18 protein-coding genes, 1 tRNA gene and 1 pseudogene are annotated in these 19,942 nt (G+C 68.3%); 10 read left to right on the plus strand and 10 right to left on the minus strand.

The annotated features are described in order from the left end of the window. Positions 1 to 47 precede the first annotated feature (47 nt). From ACUTAG_RS16655 to ACUTAG_RS16665, 3 genes are all read right to left on the minus strand, one after another. Entirely contained in the window at positions 48 to 1,661 is a 1,614-nt protein-coding gene (locus ACUTAG_RS16655) for an ABC transporter substrate-binding protein (RefSeq protein ID WP_006386791.1), read from the minus strand. Between the two features lie 492 nt (positions 1,662 to 2,153). Then, on the minus strand, positions 2,154 to 2,387 hold the full coding sequence (locus ACUTAG_RS16660) for a hypothetical protein (RefSeq protein ID WP_020925440.1): 234 nt from the start codon (positions 2,385 to 2,387) through the stop codon (positions 2,154 to 2,156). A 121-nt stretch (positions 2,388 to 2,508) separates the two neighbouring features. Next, the gene (locus tag ACUTAG_RS16665; protein ID WP_020925439.1) at positions 2,509 to 3,378 is read right to left on the minus strand and encodes an NAD(P)H-hydrate dehydratase; all 870 of its coding nucleotides are present in this window, start codon (positions 3,376 to 3,378) and stop codon (positions 2,509 to 2,511) included. A gap of 90 nt (positions 3,379 to 3,468) precedes the next feature. Here ACUTAG_RS16665 and ACUTAG_RS16670 point away from each other — a divergent pair, with 90 nt between their 5' ends. Beyond that, positions 3,469 to 4,302 carry an enoyl-CoA hydratase/isomerase family protein gene (locus ACUTAG_RS16670; protein WP_020925438.1) on the plus strand — a complete coding sequence of 278 codons (834 nt, stop codon included), beginning with the start codon at positions 3,469 to 3,471 and terminating at the stop codon, positions 4,300 to 4,302. 115 nt (positions 4,303 to 4,417) lie between these two features. On the opposite strand, the gene ACUTAG_RS16675 is transcribed toward ACUTAG_RS16670, so the two are convergent. Both ACUTAG_RS16675 and ACUTAG_RS16680 read right to left on the minus strand, forming a co-directional pair. Continuing rightward, positions 4,418 to 5,158, minus strand: a complete 741-nt coding sequence (locus ACUTAG_RS16675) for an enoyl-CoA hydratase-related protein (RefSeq protein ID WP_047993049.1) — start codon at positions 5,156 to 5,158, stop codon at positions 4,418 to 4,420. Beyond that, positions 5,155 to 6,126, minus strand: coding sequence for an NAD(P)H-dependent flavin oxidoreductase (locus tag ACUTAG_RS16680; protein WP_054508058.1), 972 nt, complete (start codon positions 6,124 to 6,126; stop codon positions 5,155 to 5,157). The genes ACUTAG_RS16675 and ACUTAG_RS16680 overlap by 4 nt, the downstream gene beginning before the upstream one ends. 199 nt (positions 6,127 to 6,325) lie before the next feature. Between ACUTAG_RS16680 and ACUTAG_RS16685 the strand changes: the two genes are divergently transcribed. The 4 genes and pseudogenes from ACUTAG_RS16685 to ACUTAG_RS16700 all read left to right on the plus strand — a co-directional run. Beyond that, a complete protein-coding gene (locus ACUTAG_RS16685) occupies positions 6,326 to 6,949 on the plus strand; it encodes a TetR/AcrR family transcriptional regulator (RefSeq protein WP_006386796.1) in 624 nt (207 codons plus the stop codon). 35 nt (positions 6,950 to 6,984) lie between these two features. Further along, a complete protein-coding gene (locus ACUTAG_RS16690) occupies positions 6,985 to 8,133 on the plus strand; it encodes an acyl-CoA dehydrogenase family protein (RefSeq protein ID WP_006386797.1) in 1,149 nt (382 codons plus the stop codon). 446 nt (positions 8,134 to 8,579) lie between these two features. Further along, positions 8,580 to 9,809, plus strand: a complete 1,230-nt coding sequence (locus ACUTAG_RS16695; RefSeq protein WP_148317690.1) for a CaiB/BaiF CoA transferase family protein — start codon at positions 8,580 to 8,582, stop codon at positions 9,807 to 9,809. A 43-nt stretch (positions 9,810 to 9,852) separates the two neighbouring features. Continuing rightward, positions 9,853 to 11,388 (plus strand): annotated as a pseudogene (locus tag ACUTAG_RS16700) (3-hydroxyacyl-CoA dehydrogenase); the annotation flags it as partial. 98 nt (positions 11,389 to 11,486) lie between these two features. Here the strand turns inward: ACUTAG_RS16700 and ACUTAG_RS16705 are convergent. Then, positions 11,487 to 12,410 carry a c-type cytochrome gene (locus ACUTAG_RS16705; RefSeq protein ID WP_024067561.1) on the minus strand — a complete coding sequence of 308 codons (924 nt, stop codon included), beginning with the start codon at positions 12,408 to 12,410 and terminating at the stop codon, positions 11,487 to 11,489. 229 nt (positions 12,411 to 12,639) lie between these two features. Between ACUTAG_RS16705 and ACUTAG_RS16710 the strand changes: the two genes are divergently transcribed. Beyond that, positions 12,640 to 12,714: transfer RNA gene (locus ACUTAG_RS16710), tRNA-Arg, on the plus strand. Positions 12,715 to 12,737: 23 nt separating this feature from the next. Here ACUTAG_RS16710 and ACUTAG_RS16715 read toward each other — a convergent pair. Next, positions 12,738 to 13,916 carry an MFS transporter gene (locus ACUTAG_RS16715; protein ID WP_148317688.1) on the minus strand — a complete coding sequence of 393 codons (1,179 nt, stop codon included), beginning with the start codon at positions 13,914 to 13,916 and terminating at the stop codon, positions 12,738 to 12,740. Positions 13,917 to 14,306: 390 nt separating this feature from the next. Here ACUTAG_RS16715 and ACUTAG_RS16720 point away from each other — a divergent pair, with 390 nt between their 5' ends. Genes ACUTAG_RS16720 through ACUTAG_RS16730 form a run of 3 tightly spaced genes read left to right on the plus strand, consistent with a single transcriptional unit; the run spans position 14,307 to position 16,067 of the window. Further along, on the plus strand, positions 14,307 to 14,786 hold the full coding sequence (locus ACUTAG_RS16720; protein WP_148317687.1) for a carboxymuconolactone decarboxylase family protein: 480 nt from the start codon (positions 14,307 to 14,309) through the stop codon (positions 14,784 to 14,786). Positions 14,787 to 14,796: 10 nt separating this feature from the next. Beyond that, the gene (locus ACUTAG_RS16725; RefSeq protein ID WP_020925415.1) at positions 14,797 to 15,552 is read left to right on the plus strand and encodes an SDR family oxidoreductase; all 756 of its coding nucleotides are present in this window, start codon (positions 14,797 to 14,799) and stop codon (positions 15,550 to 15,552) included. A gap of 20 nt (positions 15,553 to 15,572) precedes the next feature. Beyond that, a complete protein-coding gene (locus ACUTAG_RS16730; protein WP_446650250.1) occupies positions 15,573 to 16,067 on the plus strand; it encodes an Ohr family peroxiredoxin in 495 nt (164 codons plus the stop codon). Between the two features lie 4 nt (positions 16,068 to 16,071). On the opposite strand, the gene ACUTAG_RS16735 is transcribed toward ACUTAG_RS16730, so the two are convergent. The 3 genes from ACUTAG_RS16735 to ACUTAG_RS16745 all read right to left on the minus strand — a co-directional run bounded on the left by ACUTAG_RS16735 (position 16,072) and on the right by ACUTAG_RS16745 (position 18,666). Further along, the gene (locus tag ACUTAG_RS16735; protein WP_024067564.1) at positions 16,072 to 17,076 is read right to left on the minus strand and encodes a LysR family transcriptional regulator; all 1,005 of its coding nucleotides are present in this window, start codon (positions 17,074 to 17,076) and stop codon (positions 16,072 to 16,074) included. A 152-nt stretch (positions 17,077 to 17,228) separates the two neighbouring features. Then, on the minus strand, positions 17,229 to 17,660 hold the full coding sequence (locus ACUTAG_RS16740; RefSeq protein ID WP_104413783.1) for a cupin domain-containing protein: 432 nt from the start codon (positions 17,658 to 17,660) through the stop codon (positions 17,229 to 17,231). 127 nt (positions 17,661 to 17,787) lie between these two features. After that, positions 17,788 to 18,666 (minus strand): RNA polymerase sigma-70 factor, encoded by an 879-nt coding sequence (locus tag ACUTAG_RS16745; protein ID WP_148317685.1) that lies wholly within the window; start codon positions 18,664 to 18,666, stop codon positions 17,788 to 17,790. A gap of 297 nt (positions 18,667 to 18,963) precedes the next feature. Between ACUTAG_RS16745 and ACUTAG_RS16750 the strand changes: the two genes are divergently transcribed. Next, positions 18,964 to 19,899 (plus strand): MBL fold metallo-hydrolase, encoded by a 936-nt coding sequence (locus ACUTAG_RS16750; protein ID WP_020925411.1) that lies wholly within the window; start codon positions 18,964 to 18,966, stop codon positions 19,897 to 19,899. Positions 19,900 to 19,942 lie beyond the last annotated feature (43 nt).

Here is a 19,942-nt window from a genome sequence, read left to right on the forward strand (position 1 = left end):
ACAAAAACGGCTGCCCTGGGGCAGCCGTTTTCATGTCCCGCGCCGGATTACTTGGCGTCGGGCTTGACCGAGGTGGCCAGCGTGAACTGATCGCGGCGGCCTTCGTAGGAGATGCCCTTGCGGAAGGCCCAGATGCTGCTTTCGAAGTGCAGCGGGATCAGCGGCACGTTGTCCAGCGCGATCTGGGTGGCTTCCTGCAGCAGCTTCTCGCGCTTGGGCGCGTCGACCGTGACGATGGCCTGCTTGTAGACCTTGTCGAAATCGGCGTTGGTGAAGCCGCCGTAGTTGCTGGTGCCCAGGCTCTTGGGCGAGTCGAGCGAGGCGACCCACAGCTGGAACAGCGCCGAGGCTTCGCCCGTTTCCGCCGGCCAGCCGCCCATCGAGAAGCTGAACTCGCGCTTGGCGCGCTTGGGGAAGTAGATCGAGGCGGTCATGGCGTCGACGTTGGTCTTGATGCCGACGCGGGCCAGGTACTGGGCCACGGCCTGCGCCACCTGGCCGTCATTGACGTAGCGGTCGTTGGTGGACGAGAGGGTCAGCTCGAAGCCGTTGGGGTAGCCGGCTTCGGCCAGCAGCTTCTTGGCGCCTTCCGGGTCGTACTTGATTTCCGGGGCCTTGGGCAGCGCGCCGAACATGCCGTCGGGCATGAACTGGTAGGCCGGGGTGGCCATGCCGTCCATGATGCGGGCGGTGATGGTCTTGCGATCGATGGCCATCGAAATCGCCTTGCGCACGCGCAGATCCTGCAGCGGGTTCTTGCCGTCGGCGCTCTTGACGAACGGGCTCGGGTTGCGCGCCACGTCGGGCTGGAAGAACACCAGGCGGGTCGAGGGCGTGGCCACGAAACCGAACTTGGGGTTGTCCTTCAGGCGCTGCAGGTCGCGCGCGGCGGGGTTCTCGATCATGTCGAAGTCGCCCGACAGCAGGCCGGTCAGGCGCGGGCCGGCGGCCGGCACGGGCACGAACTTCACTTCCTTCCAGTAGGGCTTCGGGCCCCAGTAGTTCTCGTTGCGCACCAGTTCGATGCCGGTGCCCTTGACGTACGACTTCAGGGTGTACGGGCCGGTGCCGATGGCGTCCTTGCCGTTGTTGAAGTCGGCCACCGTGGGCCACGGGCCGGTCACGCCGCAACCCTTCTTCGGGTCGAAGGTCAGCTTGCCGTGCTCGACGATGCCGTTCCAGATGATCGGCAGCGAGCGCGCCATTTCGGCGGGCATCAGCGGGAAGGGGGCGCCGGTCTTGATGATGACGGTGTGGGCGTCCGGCGTCTGCACGTCGGTGATCAGCTTGGTCGTGTCCATGTAGGACTGCGACACGTTGGTCTCGTTGTTCAGCGTGCGGCAGATCGTGAACAGCACGTCTTCGGACGTGAACGGCTTGCCGTTGGAGAACTTGACGTCGTCGCGCAGCTTGAATTCCCAGGTCAGGTCGTCCAGATTCTTCCAGGATGTGGCCAGCGCGGGCACCAGCTTCATGTCGGCACTGCGGCCCACCAGCGAACTGTAGACGTGCGCGGAGAACGCGTCGTTCTGCGTCATCTTGTGGTAGTGGGGGTCGGCCGAGGTGGGTTCGGCGGACAGGCCGATCTTCAGCGTCTGGGCCTGGGCAGCGGCCAAGGGAATGGCGGCGGCCACGAGGGCCAGGGTGGTGCGCAACTTCATGGTGACAACTCCGGATGGGGAACGAACCGGATCGTGCTGGCGGCGCGGAACAGGGGCGGGCCTACCGGGGAAACGCAACGTCGGCCGGGGGGCTTGCGGTGTTTTTGGCGCCAGGCACGACGGCAAGGGGCCGATTATCGGTAGGGGCTTCGCGCGCTGTCAATGCGCGCCGGGCCGACGTCAGGGTAAACGCCGAGAGGGGGAATAGCGGGCGAAGCCGCGCGAAAAATGCCAATCGCCCCAGTTCGAGGCGGTCCCGCTTCGGGACGGCTTCGCACTGGGGCGACAGGGGAATTGCGTCGTGGAGGGCGACGCGGAGGCCCCGCAAGTGGGGCCGGCGCGGCGCGATGGCGCCCGGAGAGGGGAAAGGCCAAAGGCCCCGGACGCCGGGTCCGATGCAACGGGCGCCGCATCGGCGGCGGGCGTCACAGCGGCAGCGCGCCAGGCTGAATCGCGGGAGATCGGTCGCGACTCAGTCCGGCACGGCTGTTCTTACCACTGCGAACCGGAGAAGCGCGAGCTGGCGGCGCGGGCCTTGTTCATCGACTCGTTCACTTCGTCGATGAAGGCGAATACGGCGGCGACAGCGGCGGCGATCGCCTTGCCAGCCTTCTTCAGGTTGGTCAGCGGGTGGGAATTCGGTTGGTTCTCGAGGGCGCCGCGGAGCAGGTCGCGCTCCAGCGCGTCGGTCAGGCGGGCAGTGTGGTTCAGGGTCAGTTCGCTCATGGTTTTCTCCAGTCCGTTTCGTCTTGGGGTAAACCATTATAGGGATAACCCTAAATCAAAAGCAACGCGTTTTTAGGGGAAAACCCTAGTATGTTGTAAAAATGTATTTGCCGCCGGGGACTTAGGCTATCGGTCCACCGTTGCGCAGGCCCCGGGCGGCATCCGCCAGCTCGCCCGCGGTCAGCCCGATCGGCCCGATGCCCCGGGCCACCAGAGCGTCGGCGGCCGCGCCATGCAGCCAGACCGCGCCGGCCACGGCCTGCTCGAGGGGCAGGCGCTGAGCCAATAACGAGCCCAGCATGCCGGCCAGTACGTCCCCGGTTCCGGCCGTGGCCAGCCCCGGGTTGCCGCTGGTGTTGCGGTGCCAGGTGCCGTCGGGGGCGCAGACCAGCGTGCCGGCCCCCTTCAGGACCACCCAGGCGCCGAAGCGCCGCGCCAGCGCCTGGGCGGCGGCCGGGCGGTCGGCCTGGATGCGGGCGGTGTCCAGGCCGAGCAGTCGGCCCGCCTCGGCCGGATGCGGGGTCAGCACCACCGGTCCGTCGCCCCAGTTGGGCCGGATGCCGCCGTTGGCCAGCAGGTTCAGGCCGTCGGCATCCAGCACCAGCGGCGCGCCATGGCGCAGAACGAACAGCTCGGACAGGGCGTTGGCCGCGCTCGGGCCGGTGCCGATGCCGCACCCGGCAACCCAGGCGGTCACGCCCCAGTCCGTGTCGAGCAGCGAGCGCGCGTCGCGCAGCATCAGTTCCGGTTGCAGCGGGTCGCAGGGCAGCGGCGCCGCGTCCTGGGCGAAGCCCACCAGCACCTTGCCGGCGCCGGTCTTGAGCGCGGCGCGCGCGGCCAGCAGCGCCGCGCCTTCCATGCCGCGCCCGCCGCCCACGACGCCAACGGTGCCGAAACTGCCTTTGTGCGTGTCCGGGCCGCGCGCGGCGAACAGGGCGGGCAGATCGTCGCGGCGGATCTCGCCGGCAAAGAAGGAATCGGGGGTGTTCATGGGCTGAGGCTCCGGGATCGTCGGGGCAGGGGCTATCCACTATAGTGCCCCAAAACGCGCGGCCTTCCGCCCGCGCCACCGGAGACGACGATGACCGATATCACGCTGGAACACTATTCCGCCTACGAGTCCCTCAAGCTGCGCCGCCATCCCAACGGCGTGCTGGAGCTGATCATGGGCTCCAAGGACGGCAAGCCGGGCAAGCTGTCCACCGCCGACGACCGCATGCACCGCGAGCTGGCCGACATCTGGCGCGATATCGATACCGACCCGGACACCCGGGTGGTGGTGATCCGCGGCGAGGGCAAGGGTTTCTCGGGCGGCGGCGACCTGGACCTGGTGCAGCAGATGGCCGAGGACTTCGACGTGCGCACCCGCGTCTGGCGCGAGGCGCGCGACCTGGTCTACAACATCATCAACTGCAGCAAGCCGATCGTCTCGGCGATGCACGGCGCCGCCGTGGGCGCGGGGCTGGTGGCCGGCCTGCTGGCCGACATCTCGATCGCCGCGCGCGATGCCCGTATCATCGACGGCCACACCCGCCTGGGCGTTACCGCCGGTGACCATGCCGCCATCGTCTGGCCGCTGCTGTGCGGCATGGCGCGCGCCAAGTACTACCTGATGCTGTGCGAAACCGTGAGCGGCGAAGAGGCCGAGCGTATTGGCCTGGTGTCGCTGTGCGTGGACGAGGCCGAGTTGATCGGCCGCGCCTTCGAGGTCGCCAACCGTCTGGCGGCCGGCTCGCAGACCGCCATCCGCTGGACCAAGTATTCGCTGAACAACTGGCTGCGCATGGCCGGCCCGACCTTCGATACGTCGCTGGCGCTGGAATTCATGGGATTCGGCGGCCCGGACGTGCGCGAAGGCGTGCAGTCGCTGCGCGAGCGGCGGGCGCCGAACTTCCGGCCCGACTCGCCGTTCTGACAAGGGCGGTTGCCGGCCGCGTCCGGCCCCGCGCCGGGCGGGATCTGGCCAAGCGTCCCGGCCCAGGCGTCGCATGCGGCGCGGCGGGCGCGCAAGGCGCCCGGCCGTGCCGGATTCACTTCTTGAAGAACGCCGCGAAGGCGGCCTGCGCCTCTTCCGTCTGCAGGCGGGCGCGGAACTGCTGCGCCTCGTAATCGAGCGTGTCCTGGATCGCCTGCCGCTCCGGGCGCTTGAGCATGGCCTTGGTCAGCCGCAAGGCGGCCGGCGGTTGCTTGGCCAGGCTGGCGGCGGTGGCCTGCGCGGCAGCCAGGGCGCCGCCCTTGGCGGTGACCGCGGTGGCCAGGCCGGCCTCGCAGGCTTCCCGCGCCGAGAACGCCTTGCCCTGCAACAGCCATTCGGCGGCGCGGCGGGCGCCGGCCAGGCGCGGCATCAGCAGGCTGGACGCGCCCTCGGGGCACAGGCCCAGCGCCACGAACGGCATGCGCAGCGTGGCGCCTTCGCCGATGTAGACGAAGTCGCAATGCTGCAGCAGCGTCACGCCGATGCCGATGGCATAGCCCTCGACGGCGGCGATGACCGGCACGTCGGCCTGCGTCAACGCGCGCAGGAAGGTCAGGCCGGCGCTGTCGCCGGCGCCGCGCTCGGCCTGGAAGTCGCGCAGGTCATTGCCGGCGGTGAAGTGTTCGCCGGCGCCGGCCAGGATCACCGCCGACACGCCGGTGTCGGCGCTGGCCAGCGCGAGCTGTTCGGTCAGCGCGGCGTAGGTGGCCGTGTCGAGCGCGTTGCGGCGGTCCTGGCGGTCGATCACCAGCGTCAGCACCGCGCCGTCGCGCGTGACCCGCAGCCCGGCGCTCATGCGAAGGTCCTGGCGGCCAGCTGGGTCTTGGCCTCGGCGTACTCGCGGCGCAGCGTGTCGACGATCTGGCGCGTCGGCTGCACGCTGCCGATGTTGCCCACGCCCTGGCCCGCGCCCCAGATGTCCTTCCACGGCTTGACGCGGCTGGAGCCGAAGTTGGAGGCGCCGCTGTCCGGCTGCGGCAGGTTGGCCGGATCGAGACCGGCGGCGCTGATGCTGGCCTTCAGGTAGTTGCCGGGGATGCCGGTGAAGAACGGGGTGTAGAGGATGTCGGCCGCGCTGGCCTCGACGATGGCGGACTTGTAGCCTTCGCTGGCGTTGGCTTCCTCGCTGGCGATGAAGCGCGTGCCCATGTAGGCGAAGTCCACGCCCATGGCGAGCGCGGCCAGCACCTGGGCGCCCGAGGTGATGGCGCCCGACAGGATCAGCGGGCCGTCGTAGAAGCGGCGCACTTCGGACACCAGCGCGAACGGGCTGAGCGTGCCGGCATGGCCGCCCGCGCCCGCGCACACCAGGATCAGCCCGTCCACGCCCGCTTCCAGCGCCTTTTCGGCGTGGCGGATGGTGGTGACGTCGTGGAACACCTTGCCGCCCCAGTCGTGGATGCCTTTGACCAGGTCGCCGGGCGCGCGCAGGCTGGTGATGATCAGCGGCACGCGGTGGCTGGCGCACACCGCCAGATCCTGTTCGAGCCGGTCGTTGGACTGGTGGATGATCTGGTTGACGGCGTAGGGCGCGACGGCGGCGCCCGGATTGGCCTCGCGGTACGAGGCCAGCCCCGCCTGGATCTCGTCCAGCCAGTCGGTCAGCAGGCTCTGCGGACGCGCGTTGAGCGCCGGAAACGAACCGACGATGCCGCTCGTGCATTGGGCGACGACCAGCTTCGGGTTGGACACGATGAACATGGGGGCGCTGATGACCGGCAGGGACATCTGGCCATACAGATCTGTCACGAGGGAGTGGGGCATAACGGCGTCACGTGTGGTTTCGGGTTGAGCGCCCAAGCCGCGCTTGCATGGCGGAAAGGGATGTGCCTACAATTACCTACCGACCGTCCGGTAATTAATTAATCTTTATTTAACGGCAAGCGCCGAACCGCTGTCAATGGAACGGGACCGCCCGCGGTCCGGCATTGCCTGCCTCGACGCCGCCTCACCAGGTTCCCTCATGGCGACTTCCGCAGCCCCCGCCACCAAACGCGCCCGCGCCGGCCGCCCGCCGACCCTGGCGGCGCCGCGCGAACGCATCCTGGCCGAAGCCGCCAAGCTGTTCGCGCGCAGCGGCTACGACGGCAGTTCGGTGTCGGACCTGGCCGCCGCCATTGGCGTGTCCAAGGCCGCCATCTATCACTACTTCACCACCAAGCAGGACATCTACGACGCCATCATCCTGGCGGTGTTGAGCGGCCTGAACCAGAGCGTCGGCCAGGACGTGGCGCGCGCCGAGGGCGGCGCCGCCCGCCTGCGCGCCTTCATGGTCGGCCACGCCCGCTATTTCGAGCAGCACCACGCCGAGTTCGTCACCATGCTGATCGGCTATTCCGGCATGGCGCTGCCCGAGCGCGAGGACGCCGCCCGGCTGCGCGACGGCTACGAGAAGCGCCTGCGCGACCTGATCGCGCAGGGCGTGGCCGAAGGCGCGTTCCGGCCGCTGGACGTGCCCGCCACCGGCCGCGCCGTGCTGTCGATGCTGAACTGGATGGTGCGCTGGTACAAGCCCGGCCAGGGCGACAGCGCCGAGACCATCGCCGCCGGCTATTTCGATTTACTGGTTGGCGGCATGCGCCCCTGAGCGCCGCCGCCCCGCACTCCCGAGAGACTGACATCATGGCCCTGGACACCGAAACCCTGACCCTGTTGCTGGACGCCGTGCGCCGCTTCGTGCACGAACGCCTGATTCCCGCCGAGGACGAACTGGCCGCCAGCGGCCAGGTGCCGCCGGACATCGTCGCCGAAATGCGCGAGCTGGGCCTGTTCGGCCTGTCGATCTCGCCCGACCACGGCGGCCTGGGCCTGACGATGGAAGAAGAAGTGAAGGTGGTGTTCGAACTGGGCCAGACCTCGCCCGCGTTCCGTTCGCTGGCCGGCACCAACATCGGCATCGGCTCGCAGGCCATCGTGCTGGCCGGCACCGACGAACAGCGCGCCCGTTACCTGCCGCGCCTGGCCAGCGGCGAACTGATCGGCTCGTTCGCGCTGACCGAACCCGACGCCGGCTCCGACGCCATGGCGCTGCGCCTGTCGGCCGAACGCGACGGCGACCACTACGTGCTCAACGGCACCAAGCGCTACATCACCAACGCGCCCATCGCCGGCCTGTTCTCGGTGATGGCGCGCACCGCGCCCGAACGCCGCGCCAATTCCATTTCGTGCTTCCTGGTCGAAGCCGGCACGCCTGGCCTCATCATCGGCAAGCCCGACAAGAAAATGGGCCAGGCCGGCGCGCTCACCAGCGACGTGGTCTTCGACAACTGCCGCGTCCCCGCCTCGGCCCTGCTGGGCGGCGAGGAAGGCAACGGTTTCCGCACCTCGATGCGCGTGCTGGACAAGGGCCGCCTGCACATCTCGGCCCTGTGCGTCGGCATCGCCGACCGCCTGCTGCGCGACGCCGTCAAATACGCCACCGAACGCAAGCAGTTCGGCCAGCCCATCGCCGAGTTCCAGCTGATCCAGGCCATGATCGCCGACAGCCAGGCCGAACTCTACGCCGCCCGCTGCATGGTGCTGGACGCCGCCCGCCTGCGCGACCGCGGCGAGAACACCACCATGCAGGCCGCCTGCTGCAAGCTCTACGCCACCGAAATGGTCGGCCGCGTCGCCGACCGCGCCGTCCAGATCCACGGCGGCGCCGGCTACATGTCCGAATACGCCGTGGAACGCTTCTACCGCGACGTGCGCCTCTTCCGCATCTTCGAAGGCACCTCGCAAATCCAGCAACTGGTCATCGCCCGCGAGGTCATCAAGGCCAATAGCTAAGCCGTGCGAAGGCGTGGCGGGCATCCACCCGCCACCCCCCGATGCCGACACCTCAACACTGGAGCAATAGGGCAGGTCGCCATGCATCGTGAAGGTCCTCCACCCCCCCGATGGTCGTCACCAGAATGCCAAGCACACCGCCCATCCCAGCGCCCGTCATGAGCCTTCAGTGCAGCCCTTTGCTGTGGGGCGCGGGGTGCGGGGGGCGTGTAGATGCGCCCGACGGAATCCGAAGGAGTCGCCGCAGGCGAGGACGAGGATGAGTAAGGGGCAGTCCGGAGCGAACGCTCCGGACCGCAATCGTAGCCCCCCGCACCCCGCGCCCCACAGCAAAGGGCGTCTAAAGAACCCAATCGCGTCCACCCAAAACGACCACCCCAACACACCCAAGCCCCCACCGGCTAATATCCCCACTGACCCAATCCTCTCTGGCGAAAAGATAAAAGATGTCGCAACGTCCCGCTCCCCTGACAGGCATCCGCGTCCTGGACCTGACCCGCGTTCTCGCCGGCCCCTGGTGCACCCAGAACCTGGCCGACCTCGGCGCCGAAGTCATCAAGATCGAGCGCCCCGGCGCCGGTGACGACACCCGCGCCTGGGGCCCCCCGTACCTGAAGGACGCGGCCGGCAACGACACCACCGAGGCCGCCTACTACCTCTCGGCCAACCGCAACAAATTCTCCGTCGCCCTCGATATCGCCTCGCCGCGCGGCGCCGAACTGGTGCGTGAACTGGCCTTGCAGAGCGACATCCTGGTCGAGAACTTCAAGGTCGGCGGCCTGGCCAAGTACGGTCTGGACTACGCCAGCCTCAAGGAAGCGAACCCGCGCCTGATCTACTGCTCCATCACCGGCTTCGGCCAGACCGGCCCCTACGCCAGCCGCCCCGGCTACGACTTCATGATCCAGGGCATGGGCGGCCTGATGAGCATCACCGGCGAGCGCGACGACCTGCCCGGCGGCGGCCCGCAGAAAGCGGGCGTGGCCGTGGCCGACCTGATGACCGGCATGTACTCCACCGTCGGCATCCTGGCCGCGCTGCACGAGCGCTCGGTCAGCGGCCTGGGCCAGCACATCGACATGGCGCTGCTGGATTGCCAGGTCGCCATGCTGGCGAACCAGAACCTGAACTTCATGACCTCCGGCAACGCCCCGCGCCGCGCCGGCAACGCGCACCAGAACCTGGTGCCGTACCAGGTCTTCGCCGCCAGCGACGGCCACCTGATCGTCGCCGTGGGCAACGACAGCCAGTTCCGCAACTATTGCGGCGCCATCGGCCTGCCCGAACTCTCGGCCGACCCGCGTTTCTCCACCAACCCGCAGCGCGTCAAGAACCGCGAGGCGCTGGTGCCGCTGCTGGCCGAACGCATGGCCACCGGCGCGCGCGACCACTGGCTCGCCTCGCTCGAGGCCGTGGGCGTGCCGGCCGGCCCGATCAATACGCTCGACCAGGTCTACGAAGACCCGCAGGTGCTGGCGCGCGGCATGAAGCGCGAACTGCCGCATCCCACCGCGGGCACCGTGCCCATGGCGGCAAGTCCGCTGAAGTTCTCGGGCAGCCCGGTCGAATACCGTCGCGCCCCGCCCATGCTGGGCGAACACACCGCGCAGGTGCTGGCCGAAAAGCTCGGGCTGTCGGACGCGGAGATCCGGGCGCTGGCGCAAAGCCCGTCCTGATCCCCGCGGCGCGCGGCGCACACACCATTCCAATGACAGGCAGGAGAAGTTGATGACGGAGATTCAAACCATCGGCGTCGTGGGCGCCGGGGCCATGGGGCGTGGCATCGCCCAGATCGCGGCGCAGGCCGGCTTGCGGGTGCGCTTGTACGACACCAGCGCCGACGCCGTGGCCGCCGCGCGCGAGTCGCTGCGCCAGACCTGGGACAAGCTGGCCCAGAAGGGCAAGCTGACCGCCGCCGACGCGCAGGCCGCGCTGGAGCGGGTCGAGTCCGCCACCGCGCTGACCGACATGTCGCAATGCCAGCTGGTGGTCGAAGCCATCGTCGAGCGCCTGGACGTCAAGCGCGACCTGTTCGCGGCGCTCGAAGGCGTGGTGGCCGATGACTGCATCCTGGCCTCCAACACCTCGTCGCTGTCGATCACCGCCATCGCCGCCGCCTGCAAGCTGCCGCAGCGCGTCGCCGGCTATCACTTCTTCAACCCGGTGGCGCTGATGAAGGTGGTCGAGGTCATCGACGGCCTGCGCAGCGCGCCCGAGACCGGCGACGCGCTGGCCGAACTGGCGCGCCGCATGGGCCACACGCCGGTGCGCGCCAAGGACATGCCCGGCTTCATCGTCAACCACGCCGGTCGCGGCATGAATACCGAAGGCCTGCGCGTGGCGCAGGAATCGGTGGCAAGCTTCGCGCAGGTGGATGCCATCATGCGCGAGCAGGCCGGTTTCCGCATGGGGCCGTTCGAGCTGCTGGACCTGACCGCGCTGGACGTTTCGCATCCGGTGATGGAATCCATCTACCGCCAGTTCTTCGACGAGCCGCGCTTTCGCCCGTCGCCCATCACCACCGTGCGTCTGGCCGGCGGCCTGATCGGCCGCAAGGCCGGCGAGGGCTTCTACAAGTATGTCGACGGCCAGAAGCAAGTGCCCGCCGAGCCGCCCGTGCCGGCGCTGCCGCAAGGCCTGAAGGTCTGGGTCAGCCCGCGCCACGCGGAAGGTTACGCGCGCGCCACCGCGCTGCTGGAAAAGCTGGGCGCGCCGCTGGTGTCCGGTTCCACGCCGGCGGCCGATGCGCTCATCATCGTCACGCCGTTCGGTGAAGACGTGTCCACCACGGCGTCGGCGCAAGGGCTGGATCCGGCGCGCTGCGTCGGCCTCGATACCCTGCACGCGTTCGACAAGGCCAAGCGCCGCACCCTGATGGTGTCGCCGGCAACCGAGGCTAAATGGCGCGATGCCGCGCACGCGCTGCTGGCCGGCGACGGCGTGCCGGTGTCGGTGGTCGAGGATTCGCCGGGCTTCGTCGCGCAGCGCATCGTGGCCATGATCGTCAACATCGCCGCCGATATCGCGCAACAGCAGATCGCCACGCCGGAAGACATCGACCGCGCCGTGACCCTGGGCCTGGGATATCCGGTGGGCCCGCTGGCCCTGGGCGATGCGCTGGGCGCCGAACGCATCCTCGAGATCCTCAAGAGCATGCAGCGCGTCACGGGCGACCCGCGCTACCGTCCCAGCCTGTGGCTGCAGCGCCGCGTGCAGTTGGGCATGTCGCTGCTCAAGACCTCGGCCGCCGACTGACGCGAAGCGCCGCCGGAAACAAAAAAGCCCCTCGATGCATCGAGGGGCTTTTTTTCGGGCCCGCGGGACTCGCGGTCGCGCGGCGCGAAGGGTAGCGCTTACTTGGCCGCATCCACCATGTACTGGACCGCCGCGCGGATGTCGTCTTCCGAAGCGTTGGCCGCGCCGCCCTTGGGCGGCATGGGCGGCTTGCCCTGCATCGCGACCTTGACCATGGCGTCCATGCCGGTCTTGATGTAGGGCTCCCAGGCGGCCTTGTCGCCGAACTTGGGGGCGTTGGCCACGCCGGTGGCGTGACAGGCGAAACAGACGCTCTTATAGAGCTTTTCACCAGCGGGATTGACCGTGGCGGCCTGTTGCGGCGCGGCGGCCGGTGCCGGTGCGGCGGCAGGCGCGGCAGCAGCGGGGGCCGGGGCAGCAGCAGCGGGGGCGGCGGCGGCCGGGGCGGGCGCGGCAGCCGGAGCCGCAGCGGCCGGCGCGGCGTCGCCTTCCTTCTTGGCGCCTTCCTCAGCCGGCGCGGCCGGTTCCGGCAGCGAACCGCCCGACTTGTTGGCCATGTAGACCACGGCGCGCGCGACCTCGAAGTCGGACAGCGTCGGGTTGCCGCCCTTGGCGGGCATGCCACCCTTGCCATGCAGCGCGACGTTCATCATTGCGTCGAAACCGGACTTGATGAAGGGCGCCCAGGCGGCGTTGTCGCCCACCTTGGGAGCGCCGGCCACGCCGGCGGTATGACAGGCCGTACAGACGGCTTGGAAGACTTGTTCGCCGGTCTTGAAGACCTTGGGCGCGTTGGCGTCGACCAGCGCGAACCCGGCGACGGGGGCAATGCGTTTGGTGACGGCTTCGGTGGATAGCGTATCCGAGCCGGCGCCGACCTTGGAGCCCGAGGCGACCATGTTCACCAGTAGGATGATGATGGCGATAGGCACCACGAAGGCCAGTATGACCGTGACGATCAGTTGCTTCGGGGTCTTGATGGGGGAGGAGTGCTCTTCTATGTGTTCCTGCTCGTTGCTCATGACCAAATCCTGCTAACGGGTACCGGGGCGCCTGGCGGCGGCAACAGAAAATCAGTACTGCACAAAGGGCGGCAAAAGCAGACCGCCTTGCAAGCAAACGCTGGATTATATAACGGTGTCACGGACACGCGTCCAACGTCCGGACGGGGTTTTCACGCAGTTTGCCCGGCGAATTGATCCACTTCATGCAGATTGCGCAAAACTGGGTACAATACCGCCTCCTTGCGCTGCGCCCGTAGTTCAATGGATAGAATGAGAGTTTCCGAAGCTCTTGATACAGGTTCGATTCCTGTCGGGCGCGCCATCGACCAATTCGATGGCCCATCATCACGTTGCCGCAACGGCGTCGCGGATGGTCAATGCGATGCCGATGCCCAGGCCGGCCAACAGCACGCCGGCGGCCTGATTGGCTGTTCCAGACGCAAGCAACGGCGCCGCCAGCGGCACCAGCGACAGAATGGACACGTTGTTCAGCGTCTCCGCCGCGGCCAGCACCGCGCCCTTGTCCCGATCCGATCGTTTCGCCAATACGGCCGTGGATAGCGGCGCGCCCGCGCCCAGCGCGGCGCCCCACGCCGCCAGGCAGGCCAGCGCGCCGGGCAGTGGCAATGGCAGAAGATAGAACGCCGCAACGCAGCCACCGAGCAGCGTGGTGGTGATGACCAAAGCGCCTTCTTCTCCGCAGCCCAGCCGGCGCAGCGCACCGGTGGAAAGGTTGCCGACCCCCAGCCCGATGCCGAACGCCGTTGCGCTCAGGCCGACCTGAGCCACGTCCAACTGATAGCGCGCGCGCAGGATTTCCCCCGAAAGCAGAAAGGCGGCCACGCCCGCGCCGTTCCAGAGCCCTTTGGCCAACAGCGGACGCACGATGGCCCGCGCGCGCAGCCAATGTACTGCGCTGCGCTGGCGCGGCGCGCGCGCGGCGTGCCCACGCGGTATCGACATGCCGCTGACAACGCAGGCGACAAGGCAGCCCGCCGACGTCAGCAGGAACGGTGCGCGCCAGCCGATCCAGTCGGTCAGCAGGCCGGCCAGCGCGGGCCCCATCGCGATGCCCGCCGTCATGCCCAGCATGACGACGCCCATGGCCGCGGCCTGGCGGTCGCGCGGCATGCTTTCGGCGACCAGCGCGAACGCGTTCGGAATGATGACGGCGGAGGCGAGGCCGCCGAAAATCCGCAGCGCCAGCGCGACCTCCAGGGTTGGCGCCAACGCGACGCCGACGCCGTCGATCGCGAATGACAGCAGGCCGGCCAGCAACAGCCGGCGCCGATCGACGCGATCCGATAGGTGGCCAAGGATCGGCGCCGCGATGGCGTAGGCGAACGCGTAGCTGGAAATCAGCCACGCGGCCTGGGCCGGACTGGCGCGAAAGGCGTCGGCCAACGGGTTCAACATCGGCGCGAGCATGAACTCGCTCGCGCCGACGAAAAACACGGACAGGGAAAGTGCGGACAGCAAGTGGCGTCCGTTGCCGACGTCGGCAATGGTTCTGGAACAGGACATGCCTTCTCCCGTGCAGATGCGAGTGGAGGTAAATGGAAAGAAAACGGGGGAAAAACGGGGAAAAGTGGCGACGCTGGGGAATGCCGCGAGGAGGCGGGGCGTCGGAGTGCGCGAGGCGGGGGAACAGCCGCGGGGGGCTGGACAACAAGCAGCGCTGATCCGGGGATCAGACAACCGACGTCATGATACCGGCTTGGTTGTGCGCGTTCAACCGACCAAGCGAGGCCATGGCGTCCATCCGCTGATTGTTGTCGCCGAGGCAACACCATGATCCCCTGGCCGGGCCTTCTGCCGCGGTTCAGGCCGACCTACGATCCGGGTGTCGTTCCAGCGCGCGCACCGTCCCGCGCCACGCTGCCTGGACCTGCCCAACCCCCTGAAGGAGTCACCATGAGTCAACGCCTGAACGCTTTCGCCCAATCGCCCGAACTGTTCAAGAAATTCGTCGAGTTCGGCATGCTCTTGAAGTCCGGCGCGATCGAGCAGTCCATCCTGTCGCTGGTGGAGATCCGGGCATCGCAGCTCAATGGCTGCGGCTTCTGCCTGGACATGCACGTGAAGGAAGCCAAGATCCGTGGCGAGCGCGAGCTGCGCCTGCACCATGTGACGATCTGGCGCGAATCCACCGAGTTCTCGCCGCGGGAGCGCGCCTGCCTGGCCTGGACCGAGGCGCTGACCACGCTGGGCGCGCAGGGCGTGCCCGACGAGGTCTACGAGCGCGTGCGCACGCAACTGTCCGAAAAGGAGATCAGCGACCTCAGCTTCGCCATCATGTCCATCAACGGCTGGAATCGCCTGAACGTCGGCTTCCGGACCGTGCCCGGCTCGGCCGACAAGGCCTATGGCCTGGACAAGGCCAAGTTCAACTGAGGAGCGCGCCATGAAAATCCTGGTCATCGGCGGCACGGGCCTGATCGGCTCCAAGCTCGTCAAATTGCTCATCGAACGGGGCCATGACGCTGTCGCCGCGTCGCCCGCGACCGGCGTCGACACGATCACCGGCGCAGGCCTGGACGCGGCGCTGGTCGGGGTCGAGACCGTGGTCGACGTGGCCAACTCGCCGTCGTTCGAAGACAGGGCCGTGCTGGAATTCTTCCAGACCTCGGGGCGCAACCTGCTGGCCGCCGAGGCTCGCGCCGGCGTGCGCCACCATGTCGCGCTGTCGGTGGTGGGCACGCACCGGCTGGCCGAAAGCGGTTACTTCCGCGGCAAGATCGCGCAGGAACAATTGATCCGGGCGGCCGGCATTCCCTACACCATCGTTCACAGCACGCAGTTCTTCGAATTCCTGGGCGGCATCGTGCAGTCGGGCACCCAGGATGGCGAAGTGCGCCTGTCGCCCGCCTACGTCCAGCCGATCGCGTCCGACGACGTGGCGCTGGCCATGGCCGACGCCACGCTGGCGCCGCCGGTGAACGGCATCGTGGAAATCGCCGGGCCAGAGCGCCTGCGCCTGGCCGAACTGGCGCGGCGCTACATGGACAGGATCGGCGACTCACGCACGCTGCGGGCGGACGCGGGCGCGCGCTATTTCGGGGCGCTGCTCGACGATACGACACTGGTGCCCGGCCCCGGCCCGCGCCTGGGCGCGATCGATTTCGAAACGTGGTTCAGCCGTTCGGGTTCGGGCAAGTAGCGGCGCGCGCGGAGACTTCCATGAGCAGACCGCGGCCGCCTGCGCAGGCGCTCCTGGACAAGTACCGGGGCGGTGATTTCCAACCCCTGTACGCCACCAGCGTGACGGTGCGGGGCGGCGAGGCCGCGCATGGCCGCGCCTCCGGCATCGCCATGTCGGATGACGGCGCGTTGCAGGTCGAGCTGCGCCTGCCTGTCGAACTGGGCGGCCCGGGCGGAGGAACCAACCCCGAGCAACTGTTCGCCGCGGGCTATGCGGCTTGTTTTCACGGTGCGCTCAGCATGCTGGCCGAGCGCGCCGGCCTGGCCATTGCCGATGTCTCGGTGACGGCCATCATCGCCTTTGGCCGCGATCCCGTCGATGGCCTGTTCGCGCTGTCAGCGGACATCAACATCCACCTGCCTGGCGTGGCCAGGGCGGTGGCCGAGGAGCTGGTGCGCAATACGGAACGCCTGTGTCCTTACGCCAAGATGGCGCAGGGCGGTATCGAATGCGTGGTGGCGTTGACGCAATAGCGATTCAGGCCGGCGCCGACAGCAGGCTGTCGAGAATCTGCAGGTCCAGCGCGCGGATGCGCTCGGTCATGTAGTCGATGAAGACCCGCATGCGCGCCGGCAGGTGTTGGCGGCTCAGGAAACACAGGTAGTGTCCGCGGTCGTCGGGCGCGTATTGCGGCAGGCACGCCACCAGCGTGCCGGCGCGCAGGTGATCACAGACCTGATAGCCGGCCATCTGCGCGATGCCATGGCCGTCCAGCACCGCTTGCAATACCAGGTCGGCGTCATTGAAGGTGAGCATGGCGGGCGGAGCGACTTTGCGCAGCTGGCCGCCGACCTTGAATTCCCACTCATATACGCGTCCGGAGGCGAGCCGGAAGTTGACGCAGCGGTGGCCGGCGATGTCGTCGACGCTGTCCGGCAGGCCATGGCGGGCGACGTAGGCGGGGGCGGCGCACAGCATCATCTGCATGGGTATCACTTTCTTGGCGATTACCTGGCTGTCTTCCATGCGGCCGTTGCGGAACGAGAGGTCGACGCGGTCGGTGGTGAAGTCGGTGGGGCCGTCGTCCAGCAACAGTTCCACCGAAATATCAGGATTGGCGTGGCGGAACCCTTGCAGCAGCGGCGCGACGACCTTGCGGCCGAAACCCACGGTGGAACACACGCGCAATTGACCCGCGGGCGGGCCCTCGCGCAGTTCCCGCATGTCGTCCAGGGCCTGGACGATGCGTTCCACACCGGGATGGCATTGTTCGTAGAAGCGCTCGCCCTCGAGGGTCAGCGAGGTGCTGCGCGTGGTGCGGACGAACAGGCGGGTGCCCAACTGGTCTTCCAGTTTTTGCACGCTGCGGCTGACCGCCGAGCGACCGATGCCCAGGCGGTCGCCGGCCTTGGCGAAGTTGCCTTCCGCGGCGACGGCGATGAAGGCCACGACGCCCGCGTAGCTGGTTGCAAAGCTGTCGGCCAGGGAGTCCGGCGCGGTGGAGCGGGGCGCGGCCGACGAGGCGGATGAGAGTGTCGACATGGTGGTGGCTCGGTGAGTGGGTGGGTCCTACCCCTCAAGACGGCACACCGGGCAACTTTGTGACATCGTCCGCAAAAAGTACGGGCTTTCCCTAGAGGCAAGGCCCGCGTGCGCGTGGGCCCGCTCCGGGCCGCCTCCGAACCGCCGACCGCCTATTCGACGGGTGTCAGGGCGGGGGCGCCCTGCTTCTTGATCAGGACCACCAGGAACCTGGCCGGCCTGGTCTGGCTGGCGTTGCGGCCTACGGTGTGAATGTCGTCCGGCCCTTCGTAGAACGTCTGGCCGGCGGTCAGCGTCACTTCCCTGCCGCCCTTGACCTGCATGACGATGCTGCCCTCGAGCACATAGACGAAAGCATGGGCGTCGTGGCGATGGACCGGGTCGGCGCCGCCAGGAGGGTAGTCGACGAGCAGCATCAGGGCGTCCCTGCCGGGAATGTCCGGCAGGTTCCTGGCCATCAATTCCGTGACCACCGGATTGGCCGGCCCGGCGGTGGCTGCGTGGTGGGAGGCGGCGTGGGCCGGCGAGGCCAGCAATGCGCCGGCGGCAATAAGGGGGAGTGCGAACTTCGCGATTCTCGACATGGCCTGTCCTTGGTTGAAAGGTGACAGGTCGATCGTAGAAGTGCGGCAGGCCCGGCGGTAGGTCCGCGCAGGGGATCACCGTGTTGCCCGCGGCGCACCAACGCGGGCGGCGGGCGGCGGGCAGTGGTCAGCCCCGGGCCAGCGCCGCCGCGATGCGCGCCAGCTTGTCCGGGTTGCGTTGCACCAGCACCCGCGTCAGGCGTTCGCCATCGGTCTCATAGGACTGCACGGATTCCAGTTGGCCATCGATGAAGCGCAGCAGGGCCCATTGCCCGTTCACCAGGACCACCTCGGTGCGCAACGCATCGCGGAACCGGCGCTTGCCCGCGTAGAACAGCTGTGCCAGGCGCTTGCCTCCCACCAGGCTGGCAAAGCTGCCGACCTTGCCGCCGCCGTCGCCAATGAGTTCGGCATCGTCGCTGAGCAGCGCATGCAGGCCATGGAAATCGCTGCGCTGCATCGCGTCGGCGAAGGCTTGCAGCAGGCGCTGCAGCGTCGCCCTTGGCACGGCTTCGCGCGGGGTGCCCTGGCGCAACTGCTGCCGCGCCCTTCGGACGAGCTGGCGCACCGCCGCCTGGCTCTTGTCTAGCGTCTGCGCGATGTCTTCATAGTCGGCGTCGAACACGTCGCGCATCAGGAAGGCCGCGCGGGCGTCCGGCGACAGGCGCTCCAGCATGAACAGAAACGCCACCGACACGTTGTCGGCCAGTTCGTGCAGCTGCTCCGGCGTGGACGGCGCGGCCATCAACATGGGTTCGGGCAGCCAGACGCCCACGTAATGGGCGCGCTCGGCCTTGGCCAGGCGCAGGCGGTCGATGGACAGGCGGGTGGCGACGGTGACCAGCCATGCTTCGGGATTTTCGATGGCGCCGCGGTCGGCGCCATGCCAACGCAGCCATGCGTCCTGCACCACGTCTTCGGCCTCGGCCACTTCGCCCAGCATGCGGTACGCGATCGCATACAGGCGCGGGCGATGACTGTCGAACAGGGTCACCGAATCGGTCATGGCAGGGGTGGACGCGAAGGGAAGGGGATGTGGCAGGCGGCTATTTTGCCGCAGCGAGACGCGCCGCGACAAGCGGAAAACGCCGATGCGAACGCCTGGCGATGCGCAGTGGTGCGTCGCGCACAACAGCATGCTTCCCGCCGCGAGCCTACCGCCAGGGACGCGCCACCCCTAGGATGCCTCCATCGCCTTTCCGGCACGCCGCAAGGCCTTGCCGCCACCCCGCAGGATCGCGTCAATGCCGACCTGCCCGCGCTGTCGCGAGCCTGATCCAACCGCCTCTCTGGAGATCCCGTCATGCCATCCGCAACCCAAACCCTGCCGTTCAGCAGCCTGTCCGATCCGGGCGTCCGGCCTCCCCACGATCTGGTGCCCTCGCGTTATGCGCTGCGGGTGGGCGAGATCGATGCGCTGGTGATCAGCGATGGCGTGCTGCCGTTGCCCACCGCGACCATGGCCACCAATGCCGATCCCGCCGATCTGGCGCGGTGGCTGCAATACATGTTCATGCCGCCGGACGCCTTCGATTGGCCGCTGAACGTGATGGTGGCCCGCAGCGGCGACCAGACGATCCTGATCGACGCCGGCCTCGGCGGGCAGTTCCCGGGCTTTCCGCGCGCCGGCCAATTGCCCCAGCGCCTGGAGGACGCCGGCATCGCGCTGGAGTCGGTGACGGACGTGATCATCACGCACATGCACATGGACCATGTCGGCGGCCTGCTGGTCGATGGCGTGAAGGAACGCCTGCGGCCCGACGTGCGCATCCACGTGTCCGCGACCGAGGTCGCGTTCTGGACGTCGCCGGACTTCTCCCATACGGTCATGCCCAAGCCGGTGCCTGCCGTGCTCAGGTCGACCGCGACCAGTTTCTACAACGAATACCGCGACCGGCTGCGGATCTTCCAGGACCGGCACGAAGTGGCGCCCGGCGTGGTCGTGCGCATCACCGGCGGACATACCCCGGGACACAGCGTGGTCGACCTGATCGGCGGCGATGAGCGGCTGACCTTTGCCGGCGACGCGATATTCCCCGTGGGCTTCGATCATCCCGACTGGCACAACGGCTTCGAGCACGACCCTGAGGAATCCGCCCGCGTGCGGCTCCGTCTTTTCCAGGAACTGGCGCAGAACCGCGGGCTGCTGGTGGCCGCCCATCTGCCGTTCCCCTCCGTCGGCCGGGTGGCGATCGATGGCGAGGCCTTTCGCTGGGTGCCGGTCATATGGGACTACTGACGGGACTACTGACCGCGCCGGCGCTGCTCTTCAAATAGCACAC

The organism is Achromobacter sp. CSND-B12, assembly GCF_052906545.1.